Annotated in this window: 24 protein-coding genes; 2 read left to right on the forward strand and 22 right to left on the reverse strand. The window is 39.0% G+C overall.

All coding sequences use genetic code 11. The features are described 5' to 3' along the window. Positions 1–25 precede the first annotated feature (25 nt). Positions 26–2359, reverse strand: coding sequence for an AAA family ATPase (locus tag AB8S09_RS01515; protein ID WP_294181405.1), 2334 nt, complete (start codon positions 2357–2359; stop codon positions 26–28). Positions 2360–2532: 173 nt separating this feature from the next. Here AB8S09_RS01515 and AB8S09_RS01520 point away from each other — a divergent pair, with 173 nt between their 5' ends. Continuing rightward, entirely contained in the window at positions 2533–2961 is a 429-nt protein-coding gene (locus AB8S09_RS01520; RefSeq protein WP_294181408.1) for a hypothetical protein, read from the forward strand. 61 nt (positions 2962–3022) lie between these two features. Here AB8S09_RS01520 and AB8S09_RS01525 read toward each other — a convergent pair whose 3' ends face one another. The 4 genes from AB8S09_RS01525 to AB8S09_RS01540 form a co-directional block, all read right to left on the reverse strand. Next, a complete protein-coding gene (locus tag AB8S09_RS01525) occupies positions 3023–3373 on the reverse strand; it encodes a PqqD family protein (protein WP_294181410.1) in 351 nt (116 codons plus the stop codon). Positions 3374–3375: 2 nt separating this feature from the next. Continuing rightward, entirely contained in the window at positions 3376–5301 is a 1926-nt protein-coding gene (locus AB8S09_RS01530; protein ID WP_294181412.1) for an OPT family oligopeptide transporter, read from the reverse strand. A gap of 36 nt (positions 5302–5337) precedes the next feature. Next, positions 5338–6801, reverse strand: a complete 1464-nt coding sequence (locus tag AB8S09_RS01535; protein WP_369868351.1) for an aminoacyl-histidine dipeptidase — start codon at positions 6799–6801, stop codon at positions 5338–5340. A gap of 249 nt (positions 6802–7050) precedes the next feature. Beyond that, positions 7051–9597, reverse strand: a complete 2547-nt coding sequence (locus AB8S09_RS01540) for a calcium-translocating P-type ATPase, PMCA-type (protein WP_294181600.1) — start codon at positions 9595–9597, stop codon at positions 7051–7053. 240 nt (positions 9598–9837) lie between these two features. Between AB8S09_RS01540 and AB8S09_RS01545 the strand changes: the two genes are divergently transcribed. Then, entirely contained in the window at positions 9838–11142 is a 1305-nt protein-coding gene (locus AB8S09_RS01545) for a putative manganese-dependent inorganic diphosphatase (RefSeq protein ID WP_294181416.1), read from the forward strand. A 48-nt stretch (positions 11143–11190) separates the two neighbouring features. On the opposite strand, the gene AB8S09_RS01550 is transcribed toward AB8S09_RS01545, so the two are convergent. The 17 genes from AB8S09_RS01550 to AB8S09_RS01630 all read right to left on the reverse strand — a co-directional run bounded on the left by AB8S09_RS01550 (position 11191) and on the right by AB8S09_RS01630 (position 25050). Further along, entirely contained in the window at positions 11191–11571 is a 381-nt protein-coding gene (locus AB8S09_RS01550; protein ID WP_369868352.1) for a hypothetical protein, read from the reverse strand. Positions 11572–11654: 83 nt separating this feature from the next. After that, on the reverse strand, positions 11655–12440 hold the full coding sequence (locus AB8S09_RS01555) for a flagellar basal-body rod protein FlgG (protein ID WP_294181419.1): 786 nt from the start codon (positions 12438–12440) through the stop codon (positions 11655–11657). Positions 12441–12453: 13 nt separating this feature from the next. Next, on the reverse strand, positions 12454–13221 hold the full coding sequence (locus tag AB8S09_RS01560) for a flagellar basal-body rod protein FlgG (RefSeq protein ID WP_294181421.1): 768 nt from the start codon (positions 13219–13221) through the stop codon (positions 12454–12456). A gap of 200 nt (positions 13222–13421) precedes the next feature. Continuing rightward, on the reverse strand, positions 13422–13889 hold the full coding sequence (locus AB8S09_RS01565) for a hypothetical protein (protein ID WP_369868353.1): 468 nt from the start codon (positions 13887–13889) through the stop codon (positions 13422–13424). A gap of 25 nt (positions 13890–13914) precedes the next feature. Next, positions 13915–14655, reverse strand: coding sequence for a FliA/WhiG family RNA polymerase sigma factor (locus tag AB8S09_RS01570; protein WP_294181425.1), 741 nt, complete (start codon positions 14653–14655; stop codon positions 13915–13917). 2 nt (positions 14656–14657) lie between these two features. Then, positions 14658–15329 (reverse strand): flagellar brake protein, encoded by a 672-nt coding sequence (locus AB8S09_RS01575; RefSeq protein WP_294181427.1) that lies wholly within the window; start codon positions 15327–15329, stop codon positions 14658–14660. 14 nt (positions 15330–15343) lie between these two features. Then, entirely contained in the window at positions 15344–16222 is an 879-nt protein-coding gene (locus AB8S09_RS01580) for a MinD/ParA family protein (protein WP_294181429.1), read from the reverse strand. Beyond that, on the reverse strand, positions 16216–17358 hold the full coding sequence (gene flhF, locus AB8S09_RS01585; protein WP_294181431.1) for a flagellar biosynthesis GTPase FlhF: 1143 nt from the start codon (positions 17356–17358) through the stop codon (positions 16216–16218). The genes AB8S09_RS01580 and flhF overlap by 7 nt, the downstream gene beginning before the upstream one ends. Then, entirely contained in the window at positions 17358–19373 is a 2016-nt protein-coding gene (gene flhA, locus AB8S09_RS01590) for a flagellar biosynthesis protein FlhA (RefSeq protein WP_369868379.1), read from the reverse strand. The genes flhF and flhA overlap by 1 nt, the downstream gene beginning before the upstream one ends. Before the next feature lie 55 nt (positions 19374–19428). Further along, positions 19429–21252: a fused FliR family export protein/FlhB family type III secretion system protein gene (locus AB8S09_RS01595; protein ID WP_294181436.1), complete on the reverse strand. Its 1824-nt coding sequence runs from the start codon at positions 21250–21252 to the stop codon at positions 19429–19431. 52 nt (positions 21253–21304) lie between these two features. Continuing rightward, positions 21305–21574 (reverse strand): flagellar biosynthesis protein FliQ, encoded by a 270-nt coding sequence (gene fliQ / locus AB8S09_RS01600; protein ID WP_294181438.1) that lies wholly within the window; start codon positions 21572–21574, stop codon positions 21305–21307. An 11-nt stretch (positions 21575–21585) separates the two neighbouring features. Further along, on the reverse strand, positions 21586–22338 hold the full coding sequence (gene fliP, locus AB8S09_RS01605; protein WP_294181601.1) for a flagellar type III secretion system pore protein FliP: 753 nt from the start codon (positions 22336–22338) through the stop codon (positions 21586–21588). 16 nt (positions 22339–22354) lie between these two features. Beyond that, positions 22355–22768, reverse strand: coding sequence for a flagellar biosynthetic protein FliO (fliO, locus tag AB8S09_RS01610; protein ID WP_294181440.1), 414 nt, complete (start codon positions 22766–22768; stop codon positions 22355–22357). 25 nt (positions 22769–22793) lie between these two features. Next, positions 22794–23342, reverse strand: coding sequence for a flagellar basal body-associated FliL family protein (locus tag AB8S09_RS01615; RefSeq protein ID WP_294181442.1), 549 nt, complete (start codon positions 23340–23342; stop codon positions 22794–22796). Between the two features lie 44 nt (positions 23343–23386). Next, positions 23387–23584 carry a flagellar FlbD family protein gene (locus AB8S09_RS01620; protein WP_294181444.1) on the reverse strand — a complete coding sequence of 66 codons (198 nt, stop codon included), beginning with the start codon at positions 23582–23584 and terminating at the stop codon, positions 23387–23389. A gap of 163 nt (positions 23585–23747) precedes the next feature. Further along, positions 23748–24548: a flagellar hook-basal body complex protein gene (locus AB8S09_RS01625; RefSeq protein WP_369868354.1), complete on the reverse strand. Its 801-nt coding sequence runs from the start codon at positions 24546–24548 to the stop codon at positions 23748–23750. A gap of 103 nt (positions 24549–24651) precedes the next feature. Beyond that, entirely contained in the window at positions 24652–25050 is a 399-nt protein-coding gene (locus tag AB8S09_RS01630) for a TIGR02530 family flagellar biosynthesis protein (protein ID WP_294181449.1), read from the reverse strand. Between the last annotated feature and the right edge of the window lie 15 nt (positions 25051–25065).

The following is a 25065-nucleotide window of genomic DNA, read 5'->3' on the forward strand; positions in this document are numbered from 1 at the left end:
CCTTCTGTGAATCTACTGCATTTTCCTATAAACTCTTTTTCCGTTTTTCTTTTCCAGGCAAATATTTTTTTAATTCCCTTCTGGCTCCATAAATGACGCTGTCATAATCCGTATCCATAAGAATTTCCACAGCATCTCTTAAATTGTGCATATAATAAATATGAAAATTTTCTTTCATTATTTCCTGTTCCACCTCATCTTTCAATACCAATCCACCTATATTCGTCCATGGTATCAAAACTCCCTTTCCCTCTGTATTGTCCAATATCTTGCACACTTTGAAGAATCCTTCTATTTTCTCATTTATACCGCCTACAGGCTGCACTTCTCCAAACTGATTTATAGATCCGGTTACAGCTATACTCTGTCTGATTCCCACTTTTGCAAGGGAGGAAATAATACTTAAAATTTCTGCTACAGAAGCACTGTCACCGTCTACTTTGCCATAAGTCTGTTCAAAACTCAAATAAAAATCCACCGGTATTTTTTCGTAACCGCCCACCAGTTTTTTTATACATCCATTTAAGATATTTACCGATTTGTTGTGAATCTTGCCGCTTAAATCACTTTCCTTTTGAATATCCACAACATTTCCACTCCCCTGCAAACAAGTACAAGTTATCTTTATGGGCTTACCTATGCTGAAATAACCCGTACTTACAACAGAAAGCGCATTTACCTGTCCAACTACTTTTTCCCGTACATCTATGGATATCTGCCCTTCCCTATACATGTCATCTATCTGTTCTTCAACCAGCTCTTCCTCATAAGCTACATCCAGAATATCCTTTTTATCTATAACCTCTTTCCCTGTCTCGGAAACTCTGTTGTCAGAAAGCAGTAAAATTCTTTCAAGTTCATAGTCGTCCATAAACAATTTATTTCTGTCTTCGGCCTTCTTAGATAAAAGCTTTGCCAGTTCTCTTATTGCACTTTCATTAATCGGATGCAGGCCGTTGTCCTTGTATATTGAAAAAACTTTCTCCAAAAATATTGCCTTGGTATTTTTATCTATTTTCAAAAGGGATTTATGCTCTCCCCTTAATTTAAACATACTTTTAAAATCTTCATCATACCTGTATAACAAATCGTAAGTCCTGTAATCCCCTATAAGTATTATCTTTTCATCGAATTTTATAGGTTCCGGTTTCAGCCCGCTTAAAGATAACAATTCCAGATACCCCCTGTTATAATTCAAGTCGACCCTGCCATTTATAATAGATTTTTTTAAATAGTAATAAGCCCCCTTATTACTTAAAAGATCACTTACCCGAAGTATCAGGCACCCGCCGTTGGCCTTTAGAATCGATCCTGGAGCAATAAGACTGACATCTGTAATGTAATTTCCATTCTTGCTCTCATATTCTATACTTCCGAGTAAATTGCTGACACTTGGATCCTCTTCAAATATTATTGGAGGTCTATCTCTACTGCTATTATCCACCAGCACATTTACCGAATATCTGTAGATTATTTTCATTATGCTCTCTTTATCATCTTCATAGTTTATAGAATAAATATCCTTTATCTCATTTTCTATATTGCCGCACACTTCATTTAAAAATTTTAAAGCCTCTTTATTCTTGTCAAATACCTTGAGATATTCTTCTTTAATTTGCTTCGTCTTTTTACTGAAATATTCGCCTATGAGAAGTTTAATTCTTTCAATCTGGCTGAGTTCAACAATCTTCAACTTTTCCAGTATATCTTCCGTATTATTTTTAAGCAGCTCCACTTTATCCAGTATCTCTTCCTTGTCCTTCAATTTCAACATTTCATATTCCTCTTCATTCATGGGCTTGCCATCTTCCTTAAGAGGTATGAAACTAAATCCTCCTTCGGTAATTTTCAAACTAAACCCTTCATGTTCACACATTTCCACAACTTTATTTATCAAATTATTCCTCTTTATCTGTAAATCCTTCTTAAGGATTTCCTTCTGTTTATTCCCGGAATCATTGTAAAATTCATAAGTGGACCTGAAATACAGGTTCTGTATTCTGGCCAGCATGTTTTTTAATTTTTTTCCCTTACCTGCAGGTAAAAAAAGCGTCTTTGGCCTTCTGTTGTCTTTAACTACTATATAGCATATATCCTGTACGCTTTTTTTATTTTCCATAATTTTGTCTATGAAGCCCATAATATTTTTCAATCTGTTTTTTGAAAAATTTTCTATGATATATATATTATATCCTTCTTTATCTATATTTAATGAAGCTTTAATTTTCTCATATATTTCACCATATTCGGATTCAGCATCGAGTCCATCACCTGAATCTGTCTTATTTTTAAAATTAAAATCTACGTCATCTAATTTAAAATGATATATAATTTTCTCTTTAGGCAGTCTCCTATCCATACTCTTCCTCCTTTTGAGTGCTTATATAAGTGCTTAATATAATAGTATTCTTCAGGGCGGAATTTAGGAACGAATTTCAGGACCTATATTTTAAAAACAAATATACTATGGTATAATATAATAGAATTTTTATACAATACATAAATAAAAGTTACAAAGGAGTTTGTATACACATGAGTTTTAAAGATAAAATTGCACACTACTACACAAAATCCTATTTGAAAAAATATGGTGACAGATTGACACAGGTACAGGGAACTGCAATATCCGTTAAGATAAAGAGAAAAACTATACTATGGATATTCAATAAATTGGAGGTATCTCTTCTAGTAAGGCCTGAAAGGAGCAAAAATATAGTCAGATGCTCTTATGTAAAAAAAAGGTGGTTTAAAAAACCTGATTTCATATCTATAAAACAGGGAAATCTGCTTTTGCTTCAGGGGTTAAAAAGTAAAAGTATAAAGAAAAACAAGGAAAAGAAGAAAGAAACAAGGGAATTCATACAGCTTTTGAATGTAAGAAATATGTCTACCAAAAAAGATTTAGTGCCCATGGAAGGCAAAATGCCTAAAGTACAGAGAAGAGTCCAACGATTTAAATAACCTGCACAAAACTTATTATAAAATATCAAAAAGACGGCGGTTTTCATACCGCCGTCTTTTTTTACTGCAAATCAGTCTTTTCTATATAATGACAATTGGTTTCAATATAATTTAAAAATATCAGCAGTCTTTCATAAAGAGGCTGAACTTTATCACCGTACTTTTTCTCCAGGTTCTTCCCGATATCCTCCACAGTTTTACTGCCGTCTATCTGTAAAAACACATAGCTTCCAAATTCATCCATGGTAATCTTTTTATACTGTGGGATTTTGAATCTGAGCTTTCTAAAAAATTTTTGTATTTTATGATCCTGTTTTTCAAGTACAGTCACAATGCCATCTTTATCGACTTCATATTCCAGATTATCCGGAATTTTAAATACCATGTTCAAATCCTCTTCATTGATATCCATTGTCACTCAGCATCTTCCGCTTTGCTTTTAATTATAGGTACTGCAGAAGCTATCACAAGTACTATCAGCAAAATAAATGCCATGCCGTTAGAAGAAGCAAACCCGCTCGGGGCATTTCCCTTTATAACACCTGACACCTGAAGTATTATGCCAACAAGACCTATTATGGAACCGCCGGCAACAAGGCCAGAAGACAAGCTTATCCCATTTGAAACTTTAGCTTCTTTTTCCTTCTTGCTCTTGGAAATCTTTTCTACGAACAGGCGGATAAATGCACCTACAAGTATTATGGAAGTCGTAGATATCGGCAAATAGAACCCTATTGCAACAGTCATTACTGGAAGCTTCAACAGGAACAGGACAATTCCCATGATAACACCTACAATTATCATAACCCAAGGTAATTTCCCCGACATTATGCCTCCTGTCAATGTTGACATCAAATTGGCCTGAGGCAATGCAAAAGGTACATTGTCACCAGTCATTGCAAGCTGGCTTGACAGTAACAGTATGACACCTGTAACTACCGCAACACCAACTACACTGGCTACAGCAAAGTATTTCTGCATTTCATTTCTGTCACCGCCAATTATAAAGGTAACCTTTTGTGATTGACAGTAACCGCCGGCTGCAGATATGGCAGTAACTATAAATGTACCAAACAGCAGCAGTGATCTGTTATTTGCAACACTTTTCCAGCCCATTCCCACAAACAGCAGTGTTACTATAACTATGGAAGCTATAGTCATGCCGGATACGGGAAGATTTGAAGTTCCTATGGTACCAGTCAAACGGCCGGAAACTATAACAAACAGCAGTGATAAAAGCAGTGACAAAATGGAAGCAACAAGTGCCATAACTATATTCCCGTCGGATATCAGAAAACCGCCTATAAAGCCTATTAATATTCCACCAATCAATATAAGGTTTTCAGCAGAAGAGCTGCCACCATTACCTTCCTCTGAGGATTTAGCATTGAGAGTTTCCCTTACAGAGTGTCCTATGGTAGGTATAAGTCTTACGGCACTTATAAAACCGCCTGAAAGCATCATCCCTGCACCTATATATTTCACATAACTGCCTGCTATATCCTTAACCTGCATGGCATTTATGGCAACATGGGGGTTGTTCCAGACAGCCGAGGCACCGTGCCCCAGGGAAGCAAAATAACCTATCAATGGCATAACGGCAAAATTTGACAATAGTGAACCGGCAAACATAGTCAAAGATACATCTATACCAACTATAAATCCTATACCTAGGAGCAGCGGATTGACTTCAACTTCAAATTTCCACTTGTAAAAGGACTCATTTACATAGCTTATGACGTTGTTAGCTACGTTTAAAAATGAACTTGTCAAAACAGTTAAGGCACCGCCTATTCCAAATCCAATTCCCATGTACTTGATCGAACCCTTGGCACCTTCTGAAGCAACAAGTGTTTCAGATATGGCCATTGATTCGGGGTACATCAATTTACCGTGTTCCTGAATTATCAGATAATTGTAGACGAGAGAAGCTATTCCTATACCAAACAGCGCCCCGCCCACGCCAACAACAAAACCTTCCAGGAAAGAAATTTTTGAACCTATCAGAAGAATTGCCGGCAAAACAAATATTATGCCGCTGGCAATGGATTCGCCGCCGCTCGACATACCTTGCAGCAGGTTCTTGCCAAGTATGCCCTTTTCTTTAGCAAATATAGCTATAAATACGGAACCCAATATGGAGCCGGGTATACCGGCAGCAACTGTAAGTCCTGCTTTCATTCCCGAATATGCGGTAGATGCCGCAAACAGTACAGCTAAGATAATACCGATTATAAGCACTTTACCATTGCCGCCGGATTTGGATCCGCTGGAGACATATGGCACATAATCTTTACCAGATACACCGCCATATGCACCTGTGGACAATTTTTTATTCATATAAGTACCTCCTTTTTTACAGTCAAAGTTTATTATCTATTTGAGAGATTTCAATACTTCTACCAGATATTTCCACGTTCTCTGTGTGGAAGATATACTCAAATGTTCATCTGCGGTATGGACTCCAAACATGGTTGGGCCGAGAGATATCATGTCCAGCTGTCCGTTGAATTTTTCTTCGAAAAGTGCACATTCAAGACCTGCATGAATCGCGGTCACCAGAGGTTTTTTACCGAATAACCTCTCATAAACATCTATAAAAACCTCCCTTATTTTAGAATCGGGGTTATATTTCCATTCAGGATAGGATGCCTCCCCGGTTACCTTTCCTCCTGTAAGATCAGCTGCAGCAGATATAATATCAAATATATTCCGCTTTATACTTCCCAAAGAGCTCCTTATCGAACTTATGATTTCAACAGTGTCCTCTTTAGTTTGAACTATTCCCAAATTTAAAGAGCTTTCCACAAGGCCCTCTATATCCATACTCATGCTTTGAACTCCATTTGGAATCAAGTACAGAAAATTCACTATATTTTCTGCAGTTTCCACAGGCATAACTTTTTGGGCATTTTCTTTTGCAGCTTTCAAAACAACTTTTAAATCCGGATCCGCCGTTTTAAATTCGTCCTTGAATATTTTTTCCAGGCTGGAAACCCTATTTTTCAACAAAGATCCGTCCTTTTTATTGACACATACAACAGCCTGGGCCTGACGGGCAATGGCATTTTGTTTTGATCCACCTTCTATAGAACTTAAGCTGAAATCAATTTGAGGCCTCAAATTTCTAAGCAGACGGGCCAGCAGTTTATTTGAATTGGCCCTTCCCTTATGTATTTCCGATCCTGAGTGGCCGCCTCTCAGGCCTTCAATTCCAATCACATAAGTCTCAAAATCACCATCTAAATTTTTCCATGTTATTGGAAAACTTATTCTTGCCGAACATCCTCCCGCGCAACTTACAAGCAGCTTTCCCTCTTCCTCCGAGTCTATATTTATAAGCGTCCTGCCGGATACATTTTTAGGATCCAGCGCCAGAGCTCCATTCATCCCCGTTTCTTCAGAAGTTGTAACGACAAGTTCAATTGGCGGGTGGGATATATTCTCCGAAGCCAGAACTGCAAGTCCCATGGCAACTGCTATACCATCATCTGCGCCAAGGGTTGTCCCTGATGCATAGAGCATGTCATCTACTACTTTCAGCTCAATGGGATCCACCATAAAATCATGCTCTGTCCCAGGCTTTTTTTCACATACCATGTCCATATGGCCTTGAATTACTATGCCGGGACTATTTTCATACCCTTTGGAACCCGGTGCCTTTATAACCACATTCAATGCATCGTCCTGTATGACATCCAGGCCATGCTTTTTCGCAAAAGAAACCAGATAATCACTGATTCCCTTTTCATTCCCCGAACCCCTGGGAATACTGCTGATCTTTTCAAAATACTTAAATACTTCAGCAGGTTCAACGTCTTTCAACGTTCCGTCTTCCATCTGCAATCTCCTCCTAATACTAAAAATTTAAAGTAATTCCCTTTTATATTTCAGCACAAAAGTGATAAAAAATCAATGTTGGAAATTATTTGAGTTTTCAATTTTATAATATTTTTATTTCATTTTATTCTTTATTTTACGCACATATTGACAATATATCAATTTATAAAAATATTTAATTACAATCTGATAAATATGAGATATTTTAATGGGGGACGCCGAAGCATTCCCCATTACATACATACAGATCTAATTATTGGATTTGAAATACAAATACAAGCTGTTTAAAAGTGCAATTATACCCGAGAAAAACAAAACTATAAACCACTGCGAAACCACAAGCGGCGAAGTGTGGAACACCATCTGAAGAAACGGTACATAAATTGTACACAAAAGCATTATTATAGACGTGGCAACTGCAGCCAGAAGATATAGATTAGTAAATAAATTTATCTGGAATATAGAATGTTTTTCGGATCTGCATTCAAATACATGTATCAGCTGGGATATGATGAGAGTGCAAAGTGCCATGGTTCTTGCCGTTTTAAGGCCGAATCCCAGGTACAGGCCCATGACAAAGGAAAACACAGTGCACACTCCGATAAGCGCCCCTCTCACAATGATCTTTTCGCTGAGTCCCCTTGCAAATATACTTTCATTTTTAGCCCTCGGTTTTCCCTTCATTATGTCCCCTTCCGGCGGATCCACTCCAAGAGCCACGGCAGGCAAACCATCCGTGGCCAAATTTACCATCAATATCTGTATAGGCAAAAGTGGTGTATCCAGATAAAATATTGAACTCAGAAGCATGGTCAATACTTCTCCCAAGTTGCAGGACAGCAGATATCTTATGAACTTCCTTATATTGTCATAAATAACCCTTCCTTCCTCTACTGCAGATACTATAGTGGCAAAATTGTCATCTAAAAGTATCATCGAGGAAGCCTCCTTGGTGACATCCGTTCCCGAGATCCCCATACAAATTCCAATGTCCGCTTCTTTAACTGCCGGGGCATCATTTACACCGTCACCTGTCATGGCCACAATATTATTTCTGGCCTTGAACGCTTTAACAATTCTCAATTTATGTCCTGGATTCACCCTCGCAAATATGGAGATTTTCTGTATTTTGTCGGAAAGCTGCCTGTCATTTAACTTATCCAATTCCTCACCTGTTATAACCTGAGACTGTGAACTGCATATATCAAGTTCTTTGCCAATGGCAAAAGCCGTGTTTTTATGATCCCCCGTTATCATGACCGGTCTTATACCTGCCAGCTTGCATTTCAACACCGCATCTTTCGCCTCTTTCCTCGGCGGATCTATAATCCCGGCTATTCCTATAAAAATAAGGTTGGTCTCCAGAGTTCTCCCGGCTGCAACTTTACTGTCCTTATAAGCAGCTGCTATACACCTCAATGCACTTGAAGTCATGTTCTCCACTGCCTTTAAAACTCTGTTTTTTTCACCTGCGGTAAGCAGTCTTACCTGTCCCCTGTCCAATATATACTTGCATTTATTTATCACCCTTTCGGGAGCCCCTTTCACGTAGCATACCTTTTTAGAGCCCTCCTTCATTATCACAGACATCATTTTCCTATCCGAATCAAAAGGTATGTCATAGACCCTTTCAGCTTTATCCATAAATTTTTTCAGTGCCCTTGCATCCTTAAAAAACGCTTTTATCAAAGCTGTTTCCGTAGGATCACCCATTAGAGCTTCTGAAATATCAACTTTTTTTATGTCAAAATTACAGTCGTTGCAATATGTAAAAGCTTTTTTCATCATCGTATTGTCAGGAAGTTTCCCGGTATCGCTTTTGTGCATCTTTCCGTTAAAATACAGTGCTTTTACAGTCATCTTGTTTTCAGTAAGTGTTCCCGTTTTATCGCTGCATATTATGGAAGTACATCCAAGTGTCTCAACGGCGGGCAGCTTTCTAACAAGGGCATTTCTTTTGAGCATCCTGGACACCCCCAGTGCCAGTGCAACAGTGACTATGGCTGCAAGTCCTTCAGGAATGGCCGCCACAGCCAAGCTTACCCCCACCAGAAACATCTCATATTTATCCTGACCTCTCCAAACACCGGCTAAAGTCACTATAATACATATTACAATACATACCACAACAAGCACTTTCCCAAGAGATGTCAGTTTTTCCTTAAGAGGGGATCTGTCTTTTTCGATGTCCTGAAGCATGCCTGCTATCTTTCCCATTTCAGTTTCCATACCTGTCTGTACTACTCTTGCCTTTCCCTTTCCCTTAATAACTACAGTCCCCATATATATGGAATTGTTCTTTCCGGAACTGCTCTTGGAAACCCCCTCTGATTCTCCGGTCAAAAGAGATTCGTCCACCATAAAATTGCCTCTGGACAGCAAAATACAGTCTGCCGGTATTTTATCTCCGGATTCTAAAAACACTATGTCCCCCATTACCAGTTCCTGTGCATTTATAACCTTGATTTTGCCGTCCCTTAGAACTTTTGAGGTAGGAGAAGCCAGTTCTTTCAGTGTTTCCAGAGATCTTTCGGTCTTAAATTCCTGAACAAAACCCAGTATGGCATTCATAACTACAATAATAAGTATGGTTATAGCATCCGCTTTCTCCCCCATAAAACCGGATATCACCGTAGCCACTATGAGAATCCAGGTTATGAAATCATTGAACTGGGAAAAAAATATCTTTACAGGAGATACCCCTTTTTTCTTTTCAATAGTATTAAGCCCGTATTTTTTCAACCTTCTCTCTGCTTCGACTTGGGTGAGACCGCCTTCTATCTCTTTTTCATTAATCAATTTTACCCCTCCAAAGTAATTATTCCCTCTACGTTAATTAAATATATGCCCTCCTTGTACTGCATTATTACAATTATCAGCTGACAATTGACAATTTACTGCCAGATGATAATTTTGGAAGTTTTAAACACCAGGTAGATAATTATTCTGGATTTTGTTATAATATTTATAATAATCCATAATAATGATTTAACTTGTAAATATTGTTTTATTCACATACATTTAGGAGGAAAAATTATGAATGACGTTGTATACATCACAGGGCATAAAAATCCTGACACGGATTCCATATGCTCTTCAATAGCTTATGCAGAATTTAAAAACAAAACGGGAGTGAAGGCGGTTCCCATAAGGCTGGGAAATTTAAACAGTGAAACCAAATTCGTATTGGATCATTTCGGAATAGAGCCCCAAAAACTCGTTGACAGTGTCAAGCCGAGAATTTCCGACGTAAATATCGACAGCGTAAATACCATCTCGCCGGAAACCCCTTTAAAAACTGTCCGGGAGACAATGAGCAAAAGCAATACAAATATACTGCCGGTAGTAAACAATTCAGGCAAGCTAACCGGCATCATATCCCGGTCCGACATGAGTTCATGCTGCAAGAACGAAGATGGCCGCGGCACTGATCTCAAGAACGTACCCGTAAACCGTATAATGAAAAAAGACAATATAATATCCTTCAAGAGCACCGATCTTGTGGATGACGCAAAAGGCACAGCACTCAAAAACGGATATGCAAATTACCCAATAGTGGATTCTGAAGACAAAGTTTTGGGAATTGTTTCAATGGAAAATCTCAAATCTCCGAACAGGAAAAAGATAATACTTGTGGATCACAATGAAAAAGCCCAGTCGGTAGATGGACTGGAAGATGCAGAAATACTCGAAGTGCTTGACCATCACAAGATAGGAGACATACAGACGGGAAACCCCATATATTTTAGGAATGAACCAATAGGTTGTACTGCCACCATAGTGGCATCGAGGTTCTTTGAAAATGGAATAGAACCTTCCCGGAAGGCTGCAGGGCTTTTATGTTCTGCCATAATCTCGGATACTCTTTTATTTAGATCCCCTACTTCCACGGACAAGGATAAATCAATGCTGAAAAAGCTGTCTGCCATAGCAGGTATAGATCCAGAACCCTTTTCAATGCAGATGTTTAAAGCAGCTTCCTCACTGGAGGGAAAAACTCCGGACAAAATATTGAATGAGGACTTTAAAGTATTCAATATATCCAGGACAAAATTGGGCGTAGGTCAGGTTTCCACCATGGACACAGAAGGATTTAATTCCATAAGGAACAGGGTAATAGATTCCATGAAATTAAAATGCAAAAATGAAAATTTTGATCTGGTAATACTTATGGTAACGAACATATTGAAAAACGGCTCCGAATTAATTGCAGTAGGAGGACAAAAAGATGTGATTTCAAAAGCCTTCGGGAAGGAACTGAAAGATGGAAGTGTCTATATTCCAGGAATGCTTTCGAGAAAAAAACAGGTCATTCCACCGCTCACTGCAGCACTTTCTTAAAAAACAAAGGGAGCAATCAAAGCTCCCTTTGTTTTTTAAGTTTAGAATTTAGTCCTGAATCTCCGACATGTCCACTGTCCTTATTTTAGCCCTGTAGCCGCTGTTGTCATCCTTCTTACCCTCTTTATCCTTCGTTTTCAAATTGTCAGATTCGTCCTCTTCCAGATCAGACATACTGTCCTCAGGCTTATAATACCCTTTGGTTTCTCTATCCGGTCTGTCAACATCACAGTCTGGCGAATATGTTGCTGGATTCATTTGTTGATGCATGCACCTCATACACGGATCAAAATAACTATTCAAAAGCATCGGACACATCCTGTACATATTAGGCGGGTACATATACTGCGGATAGTCGTAATCATCCCAATCATACATGTCATCTTTCCCCATATATTCATTGGAATCCATAATTGGACATCTATACATATTTTAACTCCCCTCAAAAATATTACATCCCTACATTATATGCAGCTGTATTTCATATGTTTACATAAAAAGTTTAAAAGGGTCTATCTTCTCATGCTATTTATGAGTCCCCACATTTCATCTGCAGTTGTAAGACCCTTGGAGGCAAGCTCAAAAGATCTCTGTGCCAGTATCATATCGGTAATCTCCTGGCCTAAATCCACATTTGACTGTTCCAGATATCCCTGAAGTACATCGGCGCCGTCATTTAAAACCATCTGTGCACCGTCCTGGGGCACAAATAAATTATCCCCTATGGATCTCATGGAGTCCTGTCCTATGACATTATAAACATTTATTTTGCCGTACAATATGGTATTATTGCCGACATTCATGTATATACGGCCCTTTGTGTCTACAGTAAAATTATCATCTTTAAATACTGTACCCGAATTGAAAAGGGCAGTTCCCTCCGGGGTCAAATTCACTTCAAGTTTATTTCCGTCCGCATCCACCAAATTTCCGGATGCATCTATACTAAAATTGCCGGACCTCTCATAGGCTGGCGTACCATTTGGGAGTGTAACTCTGAAAAATCCCGACCCGTCTATGGCCATATCCGTTCTAAGGCCGGTTTCTCTAACGCTCCCCTGGGAAGTGTCACTTATCCAATTTGTAGTTTTTACCCCTGTTCCGTTAATTGTGTTAATTCCATCCGGATTAGTAGGATATCCCACTCTCCTAAGTGTCTCATACATCAGATCCTGAAAGTCCACATCTTCTTTCTTGTAACCGACAGTGTTTATATTTGCTATATTGTTCGATATACAGTCAAGTTTCTCCTGCTGTGCATTCATAGCGCTTCTGCTGTTCCATATAGATCTAAGCATAAACAAAACCTCCCTATACTTTGCCCACTTCATTCACAAGTTTGTCCAAAGTTTCATCAATAGACTGTACAGCTTTTTGATCCGTTTCAAAACTTCTCATAGTCGTAAGTAAATCGGACATTGTATTTACTACATTGACGTTGGATCGTTCTAGGCAATTCTGCCTTACCACCGCATTGTACTCCACAGGATTCGAGCCGCTGTATAAATTGTCGCCCACTTTGGTCAGGGCATTGTAGTCGTTAAAATCCACAGTGTAAATCTTATATCTGGGAGTTCCATCTATACTTATATTCCCGTAGGGATCCGAGGTTATCTTTCCATTTCCCACATCTATAGCACCTACATTTCCCGTAGCTGCATCCCTGCCCATAACTTCATAGCCGGAATCATCTACAAGGGTTCCATTTATGTTTACATGAAAATGTCCGTCTCTAGTATAAAATTCATTTCCGTCAGGCCTTCTGACAGTGAAAAAACCTCTTCCATCTATTGCAAAATCCGTAGATACACCGGTAGATTGTACAGCACCTTCTGTAAACCCAGTTTGAACTGAATCCACTCCACTTCCCAGGCTTATGCCTCCTATGACGTTTCTCACATTTTTTCCTGCCACTACCTTGTCATAGTTCTGCAAAAGTACATCGTTAAACGGCTTTACTTCAAGAGTGTCCTCTTTAAATCCCACGGTATTTACATTGGCCAAATTATTTGTTATAACATCCTGTTTTGCTTCTTGAGTTATCATTCCGGATACTGCTGTATAAAAACTTCTGATCATTTATTATCACCCCACCTATTACTTAATTACCTTCATCTCGTCAGGATACTGCATTCCAATGGATCTGGCCTTATCCTCTATCTGGCTCTTACTCATCTGGTACTGGATCTTTACTCCGCTCATGATAAATGTAGCCAATAAAATTCCTATTCCCACACCTATAAGCAGCTTTCTGTCACTGAGAAAATCAAAAATTTTCCTTATTTTATGTATAATTCTTTTATTAATAAAACCTCCCCCTTGCCTATACCAGTCTTTTTGGATATTTCATCTATTGACACATTTTTACCAAGTAAATTTTTCACTTCATCAACTTTAACATTGTTTACATCCTTTATATCGTTCTTTTCAGTCTCAGCTTCAGCCCCAGTTTTTTTACTCTCTGCACGTTTTGCGGTCCCAGTTTTTTTACTGCCGGAGCTGTCATACAATATCATCTTATCTGCACTGTTTTTATTTTCATCCTTTAAATTTTTAATCTCCTCCTGAAGTTCAAATACCGTTTCCGCAAATTCCTTTCTCATTTTGCCAATTTCTATCCTGTAATCTTCCATCTTATCTTTTCTGGAATCCAGCTGTCCTTTAAAAGACTTTTTTTCCTTCAATACCGCATTCAAATTCAAAGCTATCAAAATTATCCCCACTGCAATCAATGTAAATGGAATCATAAAAAATTTCCTTTCTATCAAGTTATTAACTACGTATATATTTCAATTTTATCATAGCCTTCCTCAAATGCATGATAGCCCTGCTGTGGAGCTGGCACACACGGGACTCAGATACACTTAAAATATGGCCTATTTCCTTCAGTGTCATTCCCTCATAATAATACAAAGTGAGAACCAGGTTGTCTTTCTTATTTAGAAGTTCCAAAGCTCTGGTCAAATACTCCAGTTTTTCCTTCTCTTCCAGATCTCTTTCAGGGCTTGGACTTTTAGGATCCTCTATAGTCCCCATGAGAGGTATATCATCTTCTTCTGAAAATATCAAATCCTCCAGAGACACTATGGATATATAATTTATATAATTTTCAATCTGTGTCATTTCCTCCAGGGAAACATTGAGCCTATCAGCTATCTCAACACTTTTGGGTTCCCTTCCCAGTTCTTTTTGAAGAGACTCCACCGCACTATTATATCTGTTGAGTTTATCCATTGAGCCCTTGGAAATGGGACTGTTTCTCCTCAATTCATCTATCATGGATCCCTTTATCCTTATAGACGCATAAGTTGAAAACTTCATGCCCCTGCTTTTATCGAATTTATTTATTGCATCCATCAATCCCAGCATTCCATAGCTGACTAAATCCTCATATTCTATATATTTGGTCTTTCCAATTATAACTCTAGCAGCAATGTACTTTACCAGAGGAAGATATTTTTTCACCAGCTCTTCTTTCATATCTTTTACATCCAACTTATTTGCCAAACCCATGTTTAATCCTCCTTTGCTCCTTTTCTTATATGTTCACGCATCACCTGGAACAATACCCTTATGATTCTCTCCCTGTTTACCTTGTCCAAATCTACAAAAGACAGTCCAATTACCAATTTGGATTTGTTTTTGTTTCTGTCAATTCTGACTATCTCTCCCCTTACAGTCAAGCTGTCATCCTTCATGGGAATAGTAACCATAATGATGTCACCAATCTTCAATTTATATTTCAACCTGCCGTCGGCGGCTATTTTCATTCCACCGCCGCTCATATCCAGGGAACAGGCTTTGAACACCTCCACCTGATTGTCCAAATTGTGAAGATCCCCTGCTGCAGGTACCACAGCACATAATACATTTAAAAATACTGGAACTCTTACAAAATTCCTTCTCTGAATAATTTCTATCTCCTCGGGTCTTTTTATCATTATTATAAATATTTTTTCTATTCTGCGTCCTATGACTATTGTATGGAAACCATATATGTTTTTTCCGGAATAATATATTGCATCTATTTTATCTCCCTTTTTTAGAGCTACATACTTATGATTGTTTACCGGTATGCTTATACCTATATAATCATCTGAAAGGTCCTGGATATTGCTTTTATAGATTTGACCGCCTATTTCTATTTCAATCCTGTCGTTTACAGCAAACTCGACATTACACTTCACTTTATCCCTCCTTTCTAAGAAAAAACATCAAAAATCTTTTTGAATAAATTCTGGATACCATTTTCACCATTATCCGTTTTAACTCCGTTCAGCTTATTTGCTATAAAATTCACTTCTCTGGAAATTCTCGAGCTGGGGTAGCTTATTAAAAAAGGCGTCTGTTCTCTCACTGCCCTCACGAGCTTTTTGTCCTCCGACATGCTTCCCAGATATTCAACATCAATGCTCAAAAATTTATTTACCACACCGCTGAATTTATTGAAAGTCTTCCTTCCCTCTTCAATGCTCATGACTTTATTTACAACGATTTTCACTGAATTTTTCAGTTTCAGGCAATTTATAGCTTTAACCAGGCTGTAGGCATCCGTGAGAGATGTAGGCTCCGGTGTAGTAATTACAATAACTTCACTGCAGCAAGCTATAAACCCCAGCACATTCTTATTTATGCCGGCCCCTGTATCCAACAATATATAATCCAAATCACCCAGAAGAGATAATTTCTCTATAAAATTTTCTCTCTGTGATTTAGTTATCTCATCAATCTTTGATATTCCCGTCCCTCCTGGAAGTAATTTCACTCCAAAAGGTCCTGTTACAAGAATTTCATCTATCTTTTTATTTCCGGAAATTACATCGTGTATGCTGTACTTCGGCAAAAATCCCATAAGCACATGGTCGTTCCCCATTCCCATGTCAGTATCCAATATAAGAACTTTTTTTTTCATCTTCTGCAGTGCTATAGCGGTATTCACCACAAAATTACTTTTCCCGGCTCCACCTTTTCCCGAAGTAACTGTTATCACCCTGGGGCCTGCAGTACGCTTGACCCTTCTTTTTTTGATTTTATTGTCTATTGAAGCCAATTTTCTCAATTCATCTGCCTGGTCTAGCATATGATATCCTCTCCCAATACCAGCTTCGCAAGCTCTTCCGAACTCATGGACTTTATATCCTCAGGTACATTCTGCCCTGTGGTTACAAAGCTTATAGGTTTTTTGGCCGCCTGCAGAATATTCAATACGGAACCGTAGGTACAGGTTTCATCCAGCTTTGTAATTATCACATCACTGTAATTCAGCTGCTTATAGCCTTCCACTATGGCATCTATATCCTTATTTTTTGTAGTACAGCTTATCACCAGATGTATATTATCCGTCCTGACTTTGTCTATAAATGCCCTCAACTCCGATATCTGCATTTTGTTCTTGCTGTTTCTTCCCGTAGTATCTATTAAAATAGTGTCGCAGCTGTCCATTTCCCTGAGGGTCTTTTCCATATCCTTCATGGTGAATACAACCTTGAAAGGTATGTTCATTATATCCGCATAAGTTCTAAGCTGCTCCACCGCCCCTATCCTGTATGTATCTATAGTTATAAGTCCGATTTTTCTCTTTTCTACAAGGGCCATCCTCCCGGCAAGTTTGGCAATGGTAGTAGTCTTTCCCACACCGGTAGGACCTATCAGCACTACTGCATGGGAAAGCTTTCTATTATCCACTTTTACCATATTTTGCACTACTTCTTTTAATTTTTCTTCGTCTTTTCTATCGTCTTCCATGATATTTATATTGCCCAATATTTTTTTTATAACTTTTTCATTTAAATCGCTGTTTTCAAGTTTTACCTGGAGCTCGCTTTTCCCGACATTTACACAGGGATTGTTCATCATTTTAGTAAGCATGCCCTTCATCTGCTGTACTTCTTTTATCAGTTCATCGTTATTTTTATTCACCAGGCTGCTCTCATAAGCTCCTCCCACCGCATCTTTTTTCTTATCCTCCTGCTGGTTATTTTTTAACCCATTATCTACTATTTTCTTCAATGTTCTAACACCGTAATTCATATTTTCTTCTCTTTTTTTGTTGTCAACAGCAGCAGTGACCTCAAGTATTTTCTTGGAGAAAAACCCCACTATGCCTTTTTTTCTCACTTTTCTCTGGCTTATGATAACAGCTTCGCTGCCCAGTTCATATTTGATCCTGGTAATAGCTTCATTCATATTGTTAGCCCTGTACTTTTTAATAACCATTATATTGAAACCACCCCTTCAGTTTTTATCTGCACATCATTTGGTATCTCATTTAACGACAGCACATTTACTGAGGGAAATACCATCTCAATCAGCCTTCTAAAAGGTGCCCTTATCTTTGGTGAAACCAAAACTACAGGCTGATTTTCATAAAAATAAACTGAATCCAGCATCTTCCTGAGGGATTTAAATATTTTGCCCGTAGTATCCGGATCTATGGCCGGGAAAGATCCCTGCATTGATTTTTGAATATTATCCCCTATTAATTTTTCCAAATTCTTAGACAATGTAATAACAGTGATTGTTCCATTTTCATCTATAAACGAGTTGCAAATGCTCCTGCCCAGGGCAAATCTCACATACTCTGTCAAAAGTTCTATATCTTTTGTATTTCTCGAATTGTCCGCAAGGGATTCCAGAATAGTTACCATGTCCTTTATAGGCACCCTCTCCCTCAAAAGGTTCTGAAGCACTTTTTGGACTTCGCCTATGGTGAGCAAATCCGGGACAAGTTCCTCAACTACTGTAGGATATTTTTCCTTGACTGAATCCAATATGAGCTTGACTTCCTGCCTTCCCATAAGTTCATAGGAATGATTCTTAATGGTCTCTGTAAGGTGTGTAATCAAAACTGTTGTAGGATCCACCACCGTCAGGCCCTTTATCTCGGCCTCTTCTCTTTGATCCCTGTTTATCCAGATAGCCGGGAGTCCAAAAGAAGGTTCCTTGGTGCTTATACCCTGGATGTCAATTTTAGAACCAGCCGGATTCATGCACAGCAGCATATTGGGCATGAGCTCGCCTTTTGCAACTATGGTTCCCCTTATCTTTATTACATAATCGTTGGTTTTAAGCTGCAGGTTGTCTCTGATTCTAATTGGCTGTACCACTATACCCATTTCAATGGCACACTGTCTTCTCACCGAAGTTATCCTCTGGAGAAGATCTCCTCCCGAACTCTCATCTGCGAGGGGTATCAGCCCGTAGCCTATTTCTATTTCCATAGGCTCCACCGATATGAGATTCATGACATTTTCAGGCTCTTTATTTTCCACTTTGGCCGCTTTTTGATTCTGCACCGCCGCCTTGCTGGCACTTTGTTCAACTTCATCCTTGTGCAGCAGGTAGGAAGCTATGATGCAGGCTGCCGCAAGTATCAAAAATGCCAGGTGCGGAAGTCCGGGTATTATAGCCAGAAACAGCAGAACCGCACCAGCTATGGCTATTACCTTGGGAAATCCGAGCAGCTGTTTGACAGCCAGAGTTCCAAAGTCCTCGTCACTTTCAGAACGGGTTACAAGTATGCCGGAGGCTGTTGAAATAAGAAGTGCCGGAATCTGAGACACAAGACCGTCTCCTATGGTAAGTTTCGTATAAGTCTGGGCAGCCTGGGAAATATCCATTCCCTTGATGACTATACCCGTAATTATCCCTGCTATTATATTTATCATTACAATTACCAGGGCGGCTATGGCATCTCCCTTGACAAACTTGGAAGCTCCATCCATGGCACCGTAAAAATCCGCTTCTCTCTGAAGCTTTGACCTCTTTACCCTCGCCCCTTTCTCGTCTATCAGCCCCGAATTCAAATCCGCATCAATACTCATCTGCTTTCCAGGCATTGCATCCAGTGTGAACCTTGCTGACACTTCTGCAACCCTGTTGGCACCATTGGTTATTACAATAAATTGTATGATGATGATTATCAAAAATATTATTATTCCAACCAGATAACTTCCGCCAACTACGAATTCCCCGAAAGAATCTATGACTTCCCCTGCATAGGCATCTCTGAGTATCAGCCTTACAGAAGAAATATTCAATGCCAGCCTGAAGAGCGTAGTTACAAGGAGCAGTGTCGGGAACACCGAAAATTGCAATACCTCCGTAGTGAACATGGTTAAAAGTATTATAATTATGGACAGTGCTATATTAAAGGCAATAAGTATATCCAGTAATTTTGCCGGAAGTGGAATTATGATCATAAATACTATCATTACCACCATAAGTGCCATAAGTACACCTGCGTTATCTTTTAACTTAAATCTGCTTCTGCTTCTTTCCAAAATATCACCTCATCTTGTAAACCAGTGCCAATATCTCCGCTACCGCCTGGTACATTTCTACAGGAATTTCCCTGCCAATATCCACCTCGTCGTATATAAGTCTTGCAAGAGGTTTATTTTCAATTATAGGTACATCATTTTCTACAGCTTTTTTCTTTATTCTAAAGGCAACTGCATCCAGCCCCTTTGCCACCACCAGCGGTGCATCATTTTCACCATCTTCATACTTTAGAGCTACAGCTACATGGGTGGGGTTGGTAACCACGACCGTAGCTTTAGGTACTTCCTGCATCATTCTCCTCATGCCTATTTCCCTCTGTTTTTGCTTTATCTTGCTTTTAATCTGCGGATCTCCTTCATCCTGCTTGTACTCTTCCTTTACCTCTTCTCTTGACATCTTGAGATCCTTGTTGTACTGAAAGTTTTGAAATATGTAATCTATAATAGCTATGGCAATCATTATCACAGTTATCCTAAAAAATATGTCTACAGTGAGCTTGGACAGGGCCTTGGCTACACCTTCAAAGTTCAAACTGCTCAGCGTCATTATGTATGCATAATTGTCCTTTATAAATTTATATCCCACAATTCCGACTATGGCGATTACCAATGTGTCCTTAAACAGTTCCATCACGGCCCTTGCGGAAAACATTCTTTTAAAGCCGTTTATAGGGTTCAGCTTGGAAAGATCCGGCTTCAGCGGCTGCATCGATACGACTCCGCGGGTCTGGAGCAGATTTGCTATAACTCCCATAACCAATATTGGGACAGCTATGGGCAAAAACATAAGTCCAAGTCTCCATACGGTTATAAAGGCTATTCCCCGGAGAGTCTTATAATTTAAAGAAGTTAAAAGATAGCTGTTCAAAAATGCCGCCATGGTACTCTTGGCCTGGGAACCTATATATCCTCCCAGGAACAATATGACTACCGTAGAAGCCAGGAGAGTAAGTGCCAAAGTAACTTCCTTGCTTTTTGCAACCTGTCCCTTTTTCCGGGCGTCACTCTTTTTCCTGGGAGTGGCTTCCTCAGTTTTGTCATCCGAAGCAAATACTATAAGCAGAGGCAGGGTATGATAAAACCCCCTTATGGAATCCGGTATGGCATAAAAAGCTTTCTCCATAAGCTGTAGAAATATGGGAAGTGCAACACAAAAAGAAGCCATGCCCACCAGTATCTGTATTGGAAGTCCCAGTATCATTATATTGAGCTGCGGCACAGTCCTTGCTATGAGGGCCATGGTCAAATTTACCACAAGCATTATGATAAGTATGGGAACTGCTATTTTCACCGCTATGGAAAAGTATGTAATAAAAGCTTTTATTATGAGGGTAATTGAACCCTGGGAAAGCATAAAGCTCCCAAGTTTTATAGTATCAAAACTTCCAATAAGCGATTTTATAAGCATGTGATGTCCATCTACTGCCAGAAAAACCACCATGCTGAACCAGTACATAAGACGTTCCAAAAGAGTGGATGTACTTTCCGAATTGGGATCAAACATGCTCATGAGGGAAAGTCCTACCTGCAGATCCATATAGCTTCCTGCAATCCTGAAAGCCGTAAAACACAAACTCACCAAAAAACCCAGGGTAAGGCCTGCCGCAGCTTCATTCACACAGTTATACACAAACGGAATAGTGCTGTCTATATTGTTCACTGCAGAATAGTCTATGCCCGGTAAAAGTATATATGCCATAACCAGTGCCAGTCCCACTTTGACTATATTGGGAGTGCCATTTGGGAAAAATATGGGAACCATCATAAAAAAGCAAAACATTCTAATACTAACAAGTATCAAAGCTGTAAAATACAGTGTGTTTATCAAACCAATCCTCCCCGTAACTGCTTAACTTCAAATTATAATGCCGCTGACAAATCTACTGGGTTATATGTGCTATATATGTAAAAATCCTTTGAGTAAAACCAACCATCATATTCAGCATCCATGCACCGGTAAAAAGCCCGACCACAGCAATAGCAATAAGCTTGGGCACAAAAGTAAGTGTCTGCTCCTGTATCTGTGTGGTCGCCTGAAATATACTTATTATAAGACCCACCAACACTGAAACTATCAGTATTGGAGCTGAAATCAAAAGTCCTGTCTGTATAGCATCTTTTATAACCCCTACTACCATATTTTCACTCATTTAAATTCACCTCACGAAAAACTTATAATCAAAGACTTTACCAGCAGATACCAGCCGTCTACCATGACAAACAAAAGCAATTTAAAAGGCAGTGATATCATAACCGGAGGGAGCATGAACATTCCCATGGACATAAGTACGCTGGATACAACCAGATCTATTATCATAAAAGGTATATAAAGCAGAAAACCTATCTGGAAAGCCGTCTTCAGTTCGCTTATAATGTAGGCCGGAATCACCACATAAAGAGGTGCATTGTCCTTGGTAACCTTGTAGTTCAGTTTGGCATTGTCTACAAAAAGCTTGAGATCCTTTTTCCTTGTCTGTTTCAGCATAAACTCCCTCAGCGGTTTGGCCCCTGTTTCTATGGCCTGCTCCTGGGTTATCCTATTGTTTAAATAGGGCTGTATGGCCGTGGAATTTATTTTTCCATAAACGGGAAGCATTATAAATATTGTCATAAAAAGTGCAAGTCCCACTAATACCTGATTTGGAGGTGACTGCTGGGTTCCCATGGCACTTCTTAAGAATCCAAACACCACTATAATTCGCACAAAGCTTGTCATCATCATTATGAAAGACGGAAGCAGTGTCAAGACAGTGAGCACTATGAGCAATTTTATAGTACCTACATACTGCTGCGGTGTGGAAGCATTGTCCACAGATACATTTACATTTGGTATTGGAAAATCGGTAGGAGCCGCCGCATGTGCTTCAAAGCCTGCCAAAATAATAAAAACAAATATTAAAAATGAAATAACCATAATGCTTTTGTTGTGCTTAACGTCCATCTTTATCTTCCTTTTTCCCTTTGAATTTTTTAGCTGAAATACTGCGGCTGATCTTGTCTGTTAAATTCTGAAGTCCACTTTTCGTATATAAATCCCTGAAATTTTTATACTCACAAGTATTTTTCGTGTCCTCAATCTTCGATAATTCTTCACCTGTCAGCTCACAGATCACATCAACTCTTCCACTTGAAGATGAAATCACATATCCCTTTTCACCAATCTTCACCACAAGCAAGCTGTTTTCCTTGGAAATCTGAGTTCTTTCAAGTATTTTTATATATCTGCCGCCTTGAATTTTCTTAAGTTTTCCACCTCCAAATTTGGTAAAAATATATATGAGAAAAACTATGAAAAGCAGCGATAAAATTGTCTTGAACAGCATCCACCAAAATTGTAAGTCCATCTAAAATTCTCCATTCCAATGGAATCTATTGGGTAAGTATATCGCTGAAATATACGTTATTCAATTTTCCATTTTCCAGCATAGGGTTTATCTTCTGTATGATCTGCATTTTTATGCTGTCCATATATTTAGGATCTATGTCGGCCACCTTTTTGCCCCTCAGAATATCTATGACGGCATCCCTTATCATGGGCTTCTTATCCGTGAGTTCCTCAGTTAATTTCTTATCGTCATACCCGAGAAACACACTTATTTTCAAATAGTTCTTGCCGCCCTCATCTGCAAGGTTGACAGTAAAATCACTTAAGTCAAAAGTATATTTGGAAACAACCTGCTGCAGATAACCTGAACTGCTGCCGCCCCCCTGGGCAGTCTGACCGGTTTGATTCGACACCTGCTGGGTCTGTACCGGAGAGGTGCTGTTTTGTGCAGCTACATTGGGACTCTTGTCATTTCCCTTTAAAAATTTGCTGTATCCAAAATAAGCTCCTGCACCTGCCAAGATCAAAACAAGCAATGTTATCAAAACTATTTTAAAATTCAATTTTCCTTTCTTTTCCACTCCATCTTCCATGATACTTCCTCCTTACAATATTATGTACAAGCCACTTAAAATGCCTATTTGGAATAATCCCCCCTGTATATTTTTCTCTTATACTCCACGACCTTTTTTATTATCTCGTCATTTGTCTCCTTCACCACATATTTGTTTCCATTTGTAAGAGTTATCACACTTTGGGGAGTCTGCGTCAATTTTTCTATATGATCTGCATTTATAACAAATTCCTTGTCATCCAATCCCGTAAGTTTTATCATAAAAAACCTCCTTGTTTTAAGTTGTGAGCTGAAATAACAATTTCGAATAAATTTTAACATTATTGGGTATTGGATACAATCAATATGTATTTTTATTTGAAATTCAAATATCAATAGGGCGATTTCCGGCATAAGCCGAAAATCTGCCAGATTCAAACAAATTTTATCTCTTCAAATTAACAAGATCCTGAAGTATCTCGTCATCTGTCGTTATTATCTTTCCATTTGCCTCAAAGGCCCTGCTGGCAACTATCATATCTGTAAACTGCTGTGCCAGATCCACATTTGACATCTCGAGGGAACCCTGTATGATGTTCCCAAAGATTGCCGGATTAGTATCACTATAAATCGGATTGCCGGAGTTTGAAGACATAGAATAAAGATTGTTTCCCATCTTTTTAAGTCCCCCTTCATTTTGAAAAGTTGCCAGCCTAATTTTCTGAGTATCATCAACAGTACCACCAGTTTTTTTAATAGTTATAGTTCCGTCCTGTCCTACAGAAAAAGACTCAACAGTTCCATCAACTGGTATTGTGATTTTGTCTCCACCAGTTTTTTGAACATACAATCCATCTGTCGTTAAAAGATTACCTTGATTATCAAGTACAAATGATCCATCCCTTGTATAATACTCTTGGGTACCCGATTTAACTACGAAATAATCACCTGCCTTATCTATCATAAAGTCCAGATTTCTATTGGTAGTCTGTGGACTGCCCTCTGAAAAGTCCGCATTTATACCGCCGATTTTAACTCCGAGACCACTTTGTTTACCATTGACTCCACCAGTATTTGCAGCTGGAGCACTTGGGTCTGAAAGGTTTTGACTCAACGTATCCTCAAAATTCATGCTCTGGGTCTTGAAACCCGTAGTGGTGGAATTTGCTATGTTGTTCGCAACTACGTTCAATTTCTGCTGGTTGGCCTTAAGGCCGCTTATTCCTGAATACAAAGATGGTAACATATATATTTCCCTCCAATTTAATAAAATGTATTCGTCCTGTTTCATTCATTCCGCAGAACCTGGCTCCCGCTAATTGGTCCGGCCAGTTTCAAAATAATTTAATTTACACTATCACCATGCTGTCTATGTTCGTAAAAACACTGTCGTTATCCGAATCCTTGTTCATGGCTGTAATCACAGTCCTGTTTTTTATGGAAGTAATGAGCACCGTATTTCCGTAGAGAAGTGCAGATTCCCTGCATCCTTTTTCCTCCGCCCTGTTGATGGCGGAATTTATATTTTCCATATCATTTTCACCCAGCACTATATGCCTGCTCTTCAGCCTCTCTGCAGCATGATTCGATATGGTAAAACTGCTTGATTTATCTACCTCTTTTTTTAAAGTATTCCTGAAAGATACATTGTCCCGGCGGCTGGCTCTATCTACACTGCTTCTGCTGCCGTATGCAGCAGCTATATCCTGTGCGAAATGCAGTTTGCCGTTTATGATCTTATATCCCATATACTTGCTGCACCT

This window comes from Clostridium lapidicellarium (assembly GCF_041224415.1).
In the GTDB taxonomy this organism is placed as follows: domain Bacteria; phylum Bacillota; class Clostridia; order Clostridiales; family Clostridiaceae; genus Clostridium_B; species Clostridium_B lapidicellarium.